Origin of the sequence: Nocardia sp. NPDC058705 (genome assembly GCF_042749305.1) — a bacterium.
Taxonomy (GTDB): Bacteria; Actinomycetota; Actinomycetes; order Mycobacteriales; family Mycobacteriaceae; genus Nocardia.
The window spans coordinates 307836-319815 of sequence record NZ_JBHYRN010000003.1 but is presented as its reverse complement, the minus strand read 5'-3'; the positions used below and the strand labels follow the sequence as shown (position 1 = coordinate 319815).

Annotated in this window: 13 protein-coding genes; 11 read left to right on the top strand and 2 right to left on the bottom strand. The window is 69.2% G+C overall.

Translation table 11 applies throughout. From position 1 onward, the window contains the following. Positions 1-207: 207 nt before the first annotated feature. The 6 genes from ACFW6D_RS06950 to ACFW6D_RS06925 are packed head-to-tail and all read left to right on the top strand — an operon-like array spanning position 208 to position 5194. Entirely contained in the window at positions 208-1851 is a 1644-nt protein-coding gene (locus ACFW6D_RS06950) for an AMP-binding protein (RefSeq protein ID WP_379325552.1), read from the top strand. A gap of 40 nt (positions 1852-1891) precedes the next feature. Beyond that, complete coding sequence (locus ACFW6D_RS06945; protein ID WP_379325550.1) at positions 1892-2680, top strand: ferritin-like domain-containing protein; 789 nt, start codon at positions 1892-1894, stop codon at positions 2678-2680. After that, on the top strand, positions 2680-3255 hold the full coding sequence (locus tag ACFW6D_RS06940; RefSeq protein ID WP_379325548.1) for a PaaI family thioesterase: 576 nt from the start codon (positions 2680-2682) through the stop codon (positions 3253-3255). Before ACFW6D_RS06945 ends, ACFW6D_RS06940 begins: the two co-directional genes overlap by 1 nt. Continuing rightward, the gene (locus ACFW6D_RS06935; protein WP_379230767.1) at positions 3252-3515 is read left to right on the top strand and encodes an acyl carrier protein; all 264 of its coding nucleotides are present in this window, start codon (positions 3252-3254) and stop codon (positions 3513-3515) included. The genes ACFW6D_RS06940 and ACFW6D_RS06935 overlap by 4 nt, the downstream gene beginning before the upstream one ends. Further along, entirely contained in the window at positions 3512-4345 is an 834-nt protein-coding gene (locus tag ACFW6D_RS06930; protein ID WP_379325546.1) for an SAM-dependent methyltransferase, read from the top strand. The genes ACFW6D_RS06935 and ACFW6D_RS06930 overlap by 4 nt, the downstream gene beginning before the upstream one ends. Before the next feature lie 6 nt (positions 4346-4351). Then, positions 4352-5194 carry an acyl-ACP desaturase gene (locus ACFW6D_RS06925; protein WP_379230771.1) on the top strand — a complete coding sequence of 281 codons (843 nt, stop codon included), beginning with the start codon at positions 4352-4354 and terminating at the stop codon, positions 5192-5194. A 52-nt stretch (positions 5195-5246) separates the two neighbouring features. Here ACFW6D_RS06925 and ACFW6D_RS06920 read toward each other — a convergent pair whose 3' ends face one another. After that, the gene (locus tag ACFW6D_RS06920) at positions 5247-5714 is read right to left on the bottom strand and encodes a PaaI family thioesterase (RefSeq protein ID WP_379230773.1); all 468 of its coding nucleotides are present in this window, start codon (positions 5712-5714) and stop codon (positions 5247-5249) included. Positions 5715-5867: 153 nt separating this feature from the next. Here ACFW6D_RS06920 and ACFW6D_RS06915 point away from each other — a divergent pair, with 153 nt between their 5' ends. Continuing rightward, on the top strand, positions 5868-7091 hold the full coding sequence (locus tag ACFW6D_RS06915; RefSeq protein ID WP_379325544.1) for a cytochrome P450: 1224 nt from the start codon (positions 5868-5870) through the stop codon (positions 7089-7091). 48 nt (positions 7092-7139) lie between these two features. Here the strand turns inward: ACFW6D_RS06915 and ACFW6D_RS06910 are convergent, their stop codons facing one another. Continuing rightward, positions 7140-8072, bottom strand: a complete 933-nt coding sequence (locus tag ACFW6D_RS06910; protein ID WP_379325542.1) for a PDR/VanB family oxidoreductase — start codon at positions 8070-8072, stop codon at positions 7140-7142. Positions 8073-8253: 181 nt separating this feature from the next. Here ACFW6D_RS06910 and ACFW6D_RS06905 point away from each other — a divergent pair, with 181 nt between their 5' ends. From ACFW6D_RS06905 to ACFW6D_RS06890, 4 genes are read left to right on the top strand one after another with little or no spacing between them, the layout of a single operon-like run. Next, on the top strand, positions 8254-9414 hold the full coding sequence (locus ACFW6D_RS06905) for an acyl-CoA dehydrogenase family protein (protein WP_379325540.1): 1161 nt from the start codon (positions 8254-8256) through the stop codon (positions 9412-9414). A 12-nt stretch (positions 9415-9426) separates the two neighbouring features. Further along, complete coding sequence (locus ACFW6D_RS06900) at positions 9427-9954, top strand: YiiD C-terminal domain-containing protein (RefSeq protein WP_379325538.1); 528 nt, start codon at positions 9427-9429, stop codon at positions 9952-9954. Continuing rightward, positions 9951-10817 carry an alpha/beta fold hydrolase gene (locus ACFW6D_RS06895; protein ID WP_379325536.1) on the top strand — a complete coding sequence of 289 codons (867 nt, stop codon included), beginning with the start codon at positions 9951-9953 and terminating at the stop codon, positions 10815-10817. Before ACFW6D_RS06900 ends, ACFW6D_RS06895 begins: the two co-directional genes overlap by 4 nt. A 9-nt stretch (positions 10818-10826) precedes the next feature. Continuing rightward, complete coding sequence (locus ACFW6D_RS06890; protein WP_379325534.1) at positions 10827-11957, top strand: ABC transporter ATP-binding protein; 1131 nt, start codon at positions 10827-10829, stop codon at positions 11955-11957. Positions 11958-11980 lie beyond the last annotated feature (23 nt).

Here is an 11980-nt window from a genome sequence, read left to right as displayed (position 1 = left end):
GCTCCTGAGCGATTTCGGTGCGAGGATTTCGCCGCTCATCGTCGCCGCCGGGCGGTCCCGAATTCGCGCAGTATTGTCTGCTCCGATCGGGCGATAGCCGAATATCTTTATTCGGCAGCGCAATTGGTCGATCGACGGTAATTATCGGCGCGCGTATTTTGTTATTCGTTAAACGCGATTTCATACGGCACTGTTGTCGTTTCGTTCATGAATTCCTCGCGTTCGAGCGAAACGCTCACCACGCTGCTGGCCGACGTCGCCGCCGCGCAGCCGCGGGTGTCGGCCACGTTCTGGTCGGTATCGGAGCGGGTCGACTACGCCGAACTGCTGCTGCGCTCGCAGACGACGGCGACCGCGCTGGTCCGGCGTGGCATCGGGCGCGGTGAGCCGGTCGGCGTGTTGTGCCCGAACGCACCGGAGTTCCTGGTCGCCCTCTTCGGCATCGCCGCGGCGGGCGGCGCCGCCACTCCCCTGCCGCTGCCCGCGGGGGCAAGCGCCAGCGCGGCCTATCCGGCCAAACTCGCCGCGATCACCGCGGCGGCGGGCATGCGCACCATCCTGGTCTCACCGCGGTTCGCGTCGATGATCGCGCTGATCGGCGATATCGGCGTCGAATTCGTTGATACCACCGAGCTCGTCGACGGGCTCACCGCGGACGCCGACGTGCTGCCCGCGCCCGGTCCCGACGATCTGGCGATCGTGCAGTTCACCTCCGGCAGCACCGCACTGCCCAAGGGCGTGCGCCTGACCCACGCCAATGTGGTGAGCGGACTGTCGGCCATCCGCACCGGCATCGACCTCGGGCTCGACGACCAGGGCGGCTTCTGGCTGCCGCTGTTCCACGACATGGGCCTGTTCGGCACCCTGTCGGCGGTGCTGCGCGGCATCCCCGCCCACGTGTGGTCGCCGCTGGCGTTCGTGAAGGACCCGGCGCGCTGGCTGAGCGAATTCGCCGCGACCGCGACGACGATCACCGCCATGCCGAACTTCGGTTACGAGGCGCTGCTGGGTGCGATCGCGCCCGAGCGGGTCACCGACTACGACCTGAGCAACTGGCGGATCGCGTTCAACGGCGCCGAGCCCATCGCGGAGTCCGTGGTCACCGCCTTCTGCGAGCGGTTCGCACCCGCCGGGTTCGCGCCCTCGACGATGTTCGGCGTCTACGGCATGGCCGAGGCCACCCTGGCCGTCGCCTTCCCGCCGCTGCTGCGCGAGCCCGTTTTCGACTGGGTCGACCGCGCGCTGCTGTCGGATGCGGCAGTGGCGCACCAGGTTTCGCCGGCCGATGACGGCGGGCGAGCGGTGGCCTCCGTCGGCTCGGCGGTCGAGGGCATCGCGATCAGGGTCGTTCACAGCGCCACCGGCGCCGATCTGCCCGACGGCCGTGTCGGCGAGATCCTCATCCAGGGCGCCCCGGTCACCGACGGCTATCTCGGCGGCGACCGCGACGCGGCCGACGACCGGTTCGTCGACGGCTGGCTGCGCACCGGCGATCTCGGTTACCAGCGCGACGGCGAGCTGTTCGTCACCGGCCGCTGCAAGGACATGATCACCGTGCGCGGCGTGAACTACTACGCCCAGGACGTCGAGGCCGCCGTGCGCGACCTCGACGGCATCCACAAGGGCCGCTGCACCGCTGCCGCCGACGACGACGTGATCGCCCTGATCGCCGAGACCGAACGCGTCGGCACCGAGGCCGACGCCCTCGCCGACGCCATCCGGGCCGCTGCCACCGCCCAGCTCGGGCTCACCGCGGTGCGGGTGCATCTGGTCGCGCCGCGCAGCATCCCCCGCACCAGCAGCGGCAAGCTCCAGCGGCTGGCCGCCCGCGACCTGATCGGCCGGCGATGACGCCGCGCCGGACCCCGCTTCGATCGAATGGGAGTGCCTCGTGCACAGTTTCGACGTCTTCCGCCACTACGAACGCCTGCACTGGAAACTGAGCGACCTCGACCTGACCGCCGTCGACCCGACGCTGGTCCGCCCCGAGTACATCACCCTCGCCAAGAGCGCGGCGATGGGCGAGTCCAATGTCATCGCGGCTGTGCACGGATTCCTCAACGAGTTCGTCGACGACTACGACTTCTCCACCTTCGCGGTGGTGTGGGGCTACCAGGAAGTGCAGCACCACTACGCCTTCCGCTCGTGGCTCGGCGCGATCGGCGAGGACGTGGCCGATCGCGCGGTCGACGCGATGCGCGAACCGTACGCGCCCGGCAGCACGCCCTCGGCGACGCTGGCGACCAACATCATCTCCGAGCTCACCGTCAACCACGTGTACCGGGCGGTGTCGAGCTGGGTCGGTGAACCGGTGCTGAAACAGTTGCTGCTCAACGCCGCTCGCGACGAAGCCGGGCACGCGCGCGAGTTCATCCACTACACCACCGAGCGGCTGCGTCAGCGCCCCGAGGAACTGCCCTCGGTGCTGGAGACGCTCTACGTCTACAGCTCCGAAGCCAAGATCAAGCACCCGGTGAGCACCTTCAAGGCGGGGATCGCCGAACTCGGCGACCACGAGACCATCGACACCGGGTTCGAACTGTTCCTCGAACAGGTCGCCGCCGAGGGCGAGCTGGAGGTTTTGCACGACAAGGTGCGCCGCACCTTCGCCGGGATCACCGGGCTCGACCTGTCCAGCAACGCGAAGGTGCGCCGCGCGCTCGCCGACGCCATCGCCTGATGAGCGTCACCGAAGGGCCGGGCGCGGGCGAGGTGCCGTGGTCGGTGATCCCCGACTACCACTGCTTCGGCTGTTCCCCGCACAACCCGACCGGGCTCGGTCTGCGGTTCACCCCGCGTGCCGACGGCGCGCTGGTGGCGGTGTTCGCGCTCGGGCGCGCGTTCGAGTCCTATCCCGGTGTGGTGCACGGCGGTCTGATCGGGGTCGTGTGCGACGAGGTGATGGGCAATCTGATCGTGCTGACCCGCAATGTCGCGGCCTTCACCGTCACCCAGCGCACCCGCTTCCTGACGCCACTGCTGATCGACCACGAATACCGCTGTGTGGCAACGCTGTCACCCGAACGCGGTGCGGGCCCGATGCAGGCGCACGCGGAGATCCTCGACGCCGACGACGCGGTGTGCGCGAGCTCCTCGGCCACCTATCAACCGTTCGACCTGCACGCGGTCCGCGACCACCTGACCCTCGACGACAACGAAGTCGCCCTGCTCGACCACGCCCTTTCCACCGCGAACACCTTCTCCCCGAACACCTCTTCTCCGAACACCTCTTCTCCGAACGGAGCCCGGCCATGACCACCACTTCCGCCGACACCATCCTGGCCACGGTCACCGAGATCGCCATCTCCGAGACCGGCCTGTCCGCCACCGACCTGACCCCCGACGCCGACCTGCGCGCCATGGCGGGGGTGGACTCGGTGCGCGTGCTGCGGATGATCGCCCGCATCGAACGCACCTTCGACATCGAACTCGCCGACGAGGACGTCTTCGGCATGTCCACGCTGACCGAGGTCACCGCCGTCGTGGCGCGCGCGGTGCGCGAGGAAGCCGCATGACCGCCGTCGCAGATACCAATCAGCATTACGACCTCGACCCCGAGATCTTCGGTCAGTTCCTGGATCCGCTGCGCAAGTACAGCTCCGCGCTCTACGAATCCGACAGCGACACACTGGAACTGGCGCAGCGCAACAAGCTGCGGTTCGTCGCGGACCGGCTCGGGCTTCGCGGCGGTGAGCAACTGCTCGATGTCGGCTGCGGCTGGGGTTCGCTGATCCTGTACATGGCGAGCGAACTGGGTTGCCGGACGCTGGGTGTCAGCCCGGCGCCGCGCCAGCACGACTACATCGCCGAGCAGGCCGCCGCCCGTGGTGTGGCCGATCTGGTCAGCACCAGGGTGGGTCATTTCGAGCAGCTCGACCTGCCCGCGCGCAGCGTCGACGCCGTCACGCTGCTCGGTTCGATCGTGCACATGCCCGATCCCGACGAGGTGTTCCGCCGCGCCAAGGCCGTGCTGCGACGCAACGGCACGCTGTATGTGTCGGAGAGCTGCTTCCGTAATGCCGCCACCCGCACCGCGTTCGACGATCGCGACGGCACCGGTTTCGTGCGCGAGGACATCTTCGGTTTCGGTGAGCTGCGCCCGCTCTCGGAACTGGTCGCCGCCGCCGAGAACGCCGGCTTCTCGGTGATCTCGGTCGACGATCTGACCGAGCACTATCGGCGCACGATCGAGGACTGGATCGGCAACGTCGACGCCGCCGCGGCTGCCATCGACGCGCACCGGCCCGGCCTGGCGGGGCAGCTGCGCCACTATCTCGAGATCGCCAACGCGGGCTGGGGTTACACCACCAAGCATTACGCGCTGGTCTGCCGGAATGCCAGGTAGGACACCATGATCACCACTGCAGGGCTGCTGCCCGTCACCGAACTGTCGGCCGCGGTCGACGGCTTCCTCGCCGCCTCCCCCGCGACTCGCGCCTGGGACGTGGAGACCGCGTTCGACTGGACCGCCGCCGACGCGAACAGACTCACCGAGGGCCAGCGCTCCGCGGTGCAGTTCGTCACCCTCATCGAGGATCATCTGCCCGGCTACTTCGACGTCTATCACCGGCACTTCCCCGTCGACGACAGCGTGGACCTGCCGACCTTCGAACACAATCGCGAGCTCTACCACTTCACGGTGCGGTGGGCGCTGGAAGAGGACACCCACGCCAGGGCGCTGACCCGCTACCAGGAGGCGGCGGGCATGGCCGAACGCGCCACGCTGCGTTCGGAATTGGCGATCGAGGGCCACAAGCCGTTCGATCTGCCCTACGAGCACCCCGTGCAGTTCTTCGCCTACGCGCTGGTGCAGGAGAAGGCGACGCAGATGTACTACCAGCAGCTGCGCGAGGTGGTCGCCGATCCGGTGCTCGCCGCGGTGCTCACCCGGCTGTCGCGGGACGAGGCACGGCATTTCAGTTTCATGGCCGAGGTCGTCACGCGCTATCTGCGCCACGACGGTGACGCGGTGGTGGCGCCGATCCGCGATGTCATCGCCCATTTCCGGATGCCGCTGTCGGACACGCTGCGCGGCTATTGGCGGTGGGCGCTGCGAATCGCCGAGGTCGCCGACTACGACCACACCGCCGCCTACGAACACCTGGTGAAGGTGATCGATCGGGCGGTCGACACCCGCACCGAACCGGTCGACGAGCTCATCGCGTTCGTCGCGAGCTGCCGCACCATCGCCTGAGCACACGAGTCCGGCCCCGCTCACCGATGAGTAGGGCCGGACTCGTCGTTCGTCAGTTGCTCGGGGCCAGCACGAGAATCGTGGTGGTGCCGTGGGCGATGAGCTTGCCCGCGGCATCGGTGATGCGGCCCTCGGCGGTCGCCGTTCGCCTGCCGACGTGCACGGCGGTCGCCTCACAGGTGAGTCTGCTGCCGTCGAGGGTCACCGCGCGGATGAAGTTCACCTTCAGTTCGAGGGTGGTGTAGGCGATGCCGTCGGCGAGTTCGGTGAACACCGCGCTGCCCATGGCGGTGTCCATCAGCGTGGCCAGCACGCCACCGTGCACGGTGAACATGGCGTTGATGGTCGCCGGGTTCGGGTCGAGGTAGTAGCGGGTGCGGCCCTTGGACGCGTGCTCCAGGCGGATGCCGAGCGAATCGCCGACCCCCAGTTTCTCCTGTAGCCCGCGCTCGAAGACTGCGGTCAGTTCGGCGACGCGCCGGTCCACGGTCGCGTCGAGGTCGACATCGGTACTGGTCATGGTTTTCCTCCCTGCGGACGATTCCTGGCGTCATTCGACCAGCGCGGGGTGAATTCCATCTTGCCGCAAGCCATTCCATCCCGACCTCCGATCGCCTGATCGAGATCACCCGAGCTCGGTGAGTCGTTCAACCGACGCCGGTACCGTCGCGGAATGGCCGACATCACCACTGCCCCCGTCGCGTCCATCGACGCCGACTTCTTCGCCGATCCGCACACCCACTTCCAGCGCTGGCGTGCCGAGGGCCCGGTGCGCCGGGTCCGTTTCCCCGACGATGTCATCCGCTGGGTGGTCGTCGGCTACGCCGAAGCCCGCCAGGTCCTTGCCGATCCGCGCCTGGCCAAGGACGTCGTGCGAGTCGACGCGATCCTGCACGGCAAGCGCGACACCACCCCGTCGGACCCGAACGTGCTGACCCTGCTCAGCCATATGCTCAGCACCGACCCGCCCGCGCACACCCGCCTGCGCAAACTGGTGAACAAGGCGTTCACCGCCAAACAGGTCGCCACGCTGGCGCCTCGGATCGAGCAGATCGCCGCCTTCTTGCTCGACGCGATCACCGACAGCGACGAGGTGGATCTGATGGCGGCCTACGCCAATCCCCTTCCGGTGACGGTGATCTGCGAGCTGCTCGGCGTGCCGTACGCCGATCGCGCCGATTTCCAGGCGTGGACCAGAGCGTTGGTCACCGTCGTCGGTGAGGGCGAGGACACCGAGCGCCCGGCCGCCTCGGCCGCGATGGTCGGCTATCTGGCGAGCCTGGTGCGGGCCAAGCAGGCCGACCCCGCCGACGACCTGCTCTCCCAGCTGGTCCTCGCCGACGACGACGGCGATCGGCTCACCGACCGGGAACTGGTGTCGATGGCGTTCCTGCTGCTGGTGGCCGGGCACGAGACCACCGTCAACCTCATCGGCAACGGGGTCAACGCGCTGCTGCGCGACCGCGAACAGTGGCAGCGCCTGTGCGCCGACCCGGCGGGCGTCCCCGCCGCGATCGAGGAGTTCCTCCGGTACGACGGACCGGTCGACATGGCGACCGTGCGTTACACGACCGAACCGATCACCTTGGGCGGCACCGAAATTCCCGCGGGCGAACTGGTCTACGTCGCCGTCGCGGCCGCCGATCGCGACCCCGCCCGCTTCGCCGATCCCGACACCATGGACACCGACCGCCATCCCACCGGCCATCTCGCCTTCGGCCACGGCATCCACTTCTGCGTCGGCGCTCCGCTGGCGCGCCTGGAAGCCGAGATCGCCTTCACCGCACTGCTGCGCCGGTTCCCCGACCTGCACCTGAATGCCGACCAGGCGGACCTGCGCTGGCAGACGAGCACTCTTATCCGGGGTCTGGACAGCCTCCCCGTTCGCCTGCGGTGAGCCCCACCGACCGTCGGCTGGCCTCGCCTGCCGACGGTCGGTGCTCGATCACAGATCCAGCACCAGCACCTGCGACCGGGCCCGCGAGACACACAGCATCATTGTCTTGCCGCTCTCGCGTTCCTCGGCGGTGAGCAGCGAATCGCGGTGGTCGACCGCACCGTCGAGGACCGGGGTCTCGCAACTGCCGCAGGTGCCCTCGCGGCACGAGGTGATCACCGAGACGCCCGCGGATTCGAGGACGTCGACGATGGAGCGGTCGGCGGCGACGCGCAGGGTCGTACCGGTCTGTGCCAGGCGAACCTCGAACGCCGCGTCGGCGGCGGTGTCCACCGGGCGCGGCACGAACCGTTCGGTACGCACGACGATCCCCTGACGCGCGCCCTCGGCTTCGACCGCGGAAAGCAGCGGCTCCGGCCCGCAGCAGTACACGGTGGCGTCGGGCCGCGCGGCCAGGATCCGCGCGATCGGCAGCAGTCCCGCCTCGTCCTGCGGCACCAGCCGCACCGACGGGTATCGCCGCGACAGTGCGTCGCCGAAGGCCATGTGGGCCCTGGTGCGCGCGCCGTAGTGCAGCGTCCAGTCCGCACCTGCCCGCTGCGCCGCGGCGATCATCGCCACGATCGGAGTGATCCCGATCCCACCCGCCACGAAGGTGTACGCCGGCGCGACGTCGAGCTCGAAGTTGTTGCGCGGCAACGAAACAGACAATGTGGTCCCCGGCAGCGCGGTGCGGTACAGCTGCGCCGACCCACCGCGGCCCGCCGGCTCGTGCAGGACGGCGATCCGCCACCGGTCGTGTTCGGCGGGGTCGCCGCACAGCGAGTACTGACGCACCCCGGCGGTACCGACCGCGACATCGATGTGGGAGCCCGGCGTCCACGTCGGCAACGGCGCGCCGTCGGCCGCCGCCAGCACCAGCGAGAACACCGCATCGGCTTCGTCGATTCGGTCGATCACCCGCACGGTCAACTCGGTCACAGTGTGTCCTCTCGGCAGTCCGGCCACCACCGCGCGCCGACCCGTGTCGCGGCGGAGTCGTTTCAGATCACCGTGCTCGACCCGAGGCAGTGGCGCAGCGCACCGACACCGAGTCGATTGGACCGATCGACATTCACTATCGTCCGGGCGAGCGGGCCACTGCCGACCCGACACTGGCGGCATGACTCCAGTGGCGGAACTGGTCGACAAGACCAGGCAGTTCGTAACAGACCACGTCATCCCGGTCGAACGCGAGGTCGTGGGCGGTGGCCGGGTCACCGACGACGCCCTGCGCCTCGACCTGCAGAAGAAGGCCAAGGAGGCCGGTGTCTTCGGACCACTGTCCGATCCCGCCTACGGCGGCCTCGGCCTCGACACCAGGGCCCAGGCGCAGGTGCTCGAAGCGGCGGGCGCCAGCCTGCTCGGGCCGTTGGCCGTCAACGCCTGGGCGCCCGACGACGGCAACATCCACCTGCTGGCCGCGGTCGCGAATCCCGAACAGCGGCAACGGTATCTGGCTCCGCTGGCCTCCGGTGAGGTTCGCTCGGCCATCGCCATGACCGAACCGGCTCCCGGTGCGGGCTCGGATCCGCGGATGCTGGCCACCGTCGCCGAGGAGACCGACACCGGCTGGGTGATCAACGGCCGCAAGCACTTCACCACCGGGGCCCAAGGCGCCGCGTTCACCATCTGCGTCGCCACCACCACCGACGGGCCGACCATGTTCCTCGTCGACCAGGACAATCCCGGTTTGCAGGTGGGCCGCCGGATGCGCACGCTCGACCACACCAGCGCGCCCGGTGGGCACTGCGAGGTCGAGTTCATCGACTGCGAGGTCCCCGAGTCGGCGATCCTCGGCGCGGTCGGGCGCGGCCTCGAGCTGGCGCAGGTGCGACTGGCGCCCTCACGCCTGGTGTTCTGCATGAACTGGCTCGGCCTGGCCGTGCGCGCCCAGCAGCTCACCGCCGAACACATCACCGGCCGCTACTCCTTCGGTGTGCCGATCGCCGAACACGGGATCGCCCAGGGCCTGATCGCCGACAACGAGATCGACATCGCCGCCTCGCGCAGCCTGATCCGGGCCACCGCCGCGACCATCGACGAGCACGGCGCGACCTCCTCACAGGCCCGCCACGAGGCCTCGATCACCAAGACGTTCGTCTCCGAGGCGGTCTGGCGGGTGCTCGACCGCGCGGTGCAACTGCACGGTGGGCTCGGGGTCTGCGAGGACCACCTGGTGGCCCGATTCCTGGTGGAAGCCAGGGCTTTCCGCATCTACGAGGGTCCCTCGGAGGTGCTGCGCGGGTCGATCGCGCGGCGCGTCCTGCGTGGACCGCGCTGAGAGGACCCGGACATGACCACCCACCGCATCGCCGGTTTCGGCGCCGCCTACCCCGCACTCGATCCCGAGGCCGTCGACTACGACTACCTGCGTGACGCCTCGCAGGCCCTTGTTCCGTTCGGCGCGCACGTCGGCACCGTGATCACCGAGATCTCGCCCGCCCGATCGGTGGTCGAGATCCCCGCCGAGCCGGTGATGTGCAACCACATGGGCACCGTCCACGCGGGCGCGCTGTTCACCGCCGCCGACATCGCCGGCGCCGCGGCGTTCGTCGGCGCCGCCGCGCACCGCCTGTTCACGATCGACCGGCTGATCCTGCGTGGCGGCACCGCCGCCTACCGCAAGCCCGCGCGTGGTCGCATCCGCGCGATCGCCACCGTCGACACCGCGCAACTGGCCCCCGTGCTGGCGGCCACCGAGACGACCCGGTTCGAGCTGGCAGGCCGCGCCGAACTACTCGACGACAACGACGTACTCACCGCCGAATTCACCTTCGACTACGTGTGCGATGTCCGCATCGCCGGAACGGACGCCCGATGACCGCGACGACGCCCGACACCACCACTGTCGAAACCACCGATGGCGTGCGCTTCACCGTGCGGTGGCTGGCCGCCGACGACCCGACCGCGCCGGTGGTGCTGATCCTGCCCGCCATGGCGATGAAGGCGCGCAACTATCGATCGCTGGCCGAGGCGCTGCACGCCACCGGGCTGTCGGTGGCCACGTGCGATCTGCGCGCGCACGGCGAGGCCGAGCCCGCCCTCGGCGAGCACACCGACTTCGGTTACCGCGAGATGCTCGAAATCGACCTGCCCGCCATCGTTTCCGCGGTCGAGGGCCGGTTCCCGCAGGCGCCGCTACACCTGTTCGGGCACAGCCTCGGCGGTCAGCTCGCGCTGCTGTTCGCCGCCGCCGAACCCGACCGGGTCGCCGGTGTCACCGTCATCGGCACCGGCACCGTGTTCTGGTGGGCGTTCGGCCCACGCCGCTGGTTCGAGGCGCTGACCCAGATCCAGTGGATCGGGTTGGTCTCGCGGATCAAGGGCCGGTGGCCCGGTGGCGTGCTGATCCCGGCGCCGATGCCGGGCGGGGTGATGGTCGACTGGTCGATCCACTCGCTCACCAGCTACTACCGCCCGCGCGGCACCACCCGCCGCTATAACACCCTGCTGGCGGACATGACCGTTCCGGTGCTGGCGATCTCACTCGCCGACGACGTGCTCGGCCCGAAATCCAATGTCGACTTCCTGGTCTCGCGGATGCCGTCGGCGCCGGTCGACCAGTGGCACATCGACGAGAACTCGGCAGTGGTCCATCGCGACCACTTCGCCTGGTTGAAGGACTCGCCCGCCATCGCGGCGGGTGTGACGCAGTGGATCACCGCCGGCACCACACCGGCCTGAAGGAGAGACGTGGCACGACTGCAGATCGAAGCGGTATCGAAGAAGTTCGACACCGACTACGCCGTGCGCGAGGTGAGCCTCGATATCGCCGACGGCGAATTCATGGTGTTGCTCGGCCCCAGCGGCTGCGGCAAATCCACCCTGCTGCGGATGATCGCCGGACTGGAGGAGCCGAGCGAGGGCCGAATCCTGGTGGGCGGCAACGATGTCACCGACGCGGCGCCGCAACGCCGCGACCTGGCGATGGTGTTCCAGAGCTACGCGCTGTACCCGCACCTGTCGGTGGCGAAGAACATCGGGTTCCCGTTGCGCGCGCGGCGAAGGCCGCGCGCCGAGATCGACCAGCGCGTCGCCGAGGTGTCGGCCACGCTGGAACTGTCGGCGCTGCTCGAGCGCCGACCGGTGGCGCTCTCGGGTGGGCAGCGGCAGCGAGTCGCGCTGGCGCGCGCCATGGTTCGCGATCCCGGCGCGTTCCTGATGGACGAGCCGCTGTCGAATCTGGACGCCAAACTGCGCAGCGCGACCCGCGCCGAACTGATCTCGCTGCACCAGCGACTCGGTGCGACCTTCCTCTACGTCACCCACGACCAGGTCGAGGCGATGACGATGGCCACGCGCATCGCGCTGCTCAACGAGGGCAGGGTCGAACAGTGCGGCACCCCCGCCGAGCTCTACGACCAGCCGCGCTCGGCCTTCGTCGCCGGATTCCTCGGCGCACCGCCGATGAACCTGTTCCCGGCGGTCGTCACCAGCCGTGACGGCACACTGCGGGTGACCGCCGACGGCGTCGAGGCCGCGCTCGCGATCACCGACGAACTCGACACCGCGACACCGGTGCTCGCGGGCATCCGCCCCGAACGCCTGCGCATCGATCCCACCGCCACCGCCGTTCGCGGCACGGTGCGCATGGTCGAGAACCTCGGCAGCGAAGAACTGGTGCACATCGACGCGGGTAGCACCGGTCTGTGCGTGCGCGTCGCGCGCCCCGCCGGGGTCCGCGTCGGCGAGGACATCGCCCTGCGCGTCGACCCCGCCGACATCCATCTTTTCGACCCCGATACCGGCCTGCGGCTGACCTGGCAGGCGCCGCAACCGGATTCCACTGAGGCCATGGACGCGGCGGCAGTGCCCGTCCCCTGATTTCCGCAGTACCACTCGATGAG

What these genes read in the sequence shown, in the direction of transcription:
- ACFW6D_RS06905 (WP_379325540.1), top strand. Translation starts at nt 8,254, where the DNA reads ATGACTCCAGTGGCGGAACTGGTCGACAAGACCAGGCAGTTCGTAACA.
- ACFW6D_RS06950 (WP_379325552.1), top strand. Translation starts at nt 208, where the DNA reads ATGAATTCCTCGCGTTCGAGCGAAACGCTCACCACGCTGCTGGCCGAC.
- ACFW6D_RS06915 (WP_379325544.1), top strand. Translation starts at nt 5,868, where the DNA reads ATGGCCGACATCACCACTGCCCCCGTCGCGTCCATCGACGCCGACTTC.
- ACFW6D_RS06935 (WP_379230767.1), top strand. Translation starts at nt 3,252, where the DNA reads ATGACCACCACTTCCGCCGACACCATCCTGGCCACGGTCACCGAGATC.
- ACFW6D_RS06940 (WP_379325548.1), top strand. Translation starts at nt 2,680, where the DNA reads ATGAGCGTCACCGAAGGGCCGGGCGCGGGCGAGGTGCCGTGGTCGGTG.
- ACFW6D_RS06925 (WP_379230771.1), top strand. Translation starts at nt 4,352, where the DNA reads ATGATCACCACTGCAGGGCTGCTGCCCGTCACCGAACTGTCGGCCGCG.
- ACFW6D_RS06930 (WP_379325546.1), top strand. Translation starts at nt 3,512, where the DNA reads ATGACCGCCGTCGCAGATACCAATCAGCATTACGACCTCGACCCCGAG.
- ACFW6D_RS06900 (WP_379325538.1), top strand. Translation starts at nt 9,427, where the DNA reads ATGACCACCCACCGCATCGCCGGTTTCGGCGCCGCCTACCCCGCACTC.
- ACFW6D_RS06920 (WP_379230773.1), bottom strand. Translation starts at nt 5,714, where the DNA reads ATGACCAGTACCGATGTCGACCTCGACGCGACCGTGGACCGGCGCGTC.
- ACFW6D_RS06895 (WP_379325536.1), top strand. Translation starts at nt 9,951, where the DNA reads ATGACCGCGACGACGCCCGACACCACCACTGTCGAAACCACCGATGGC.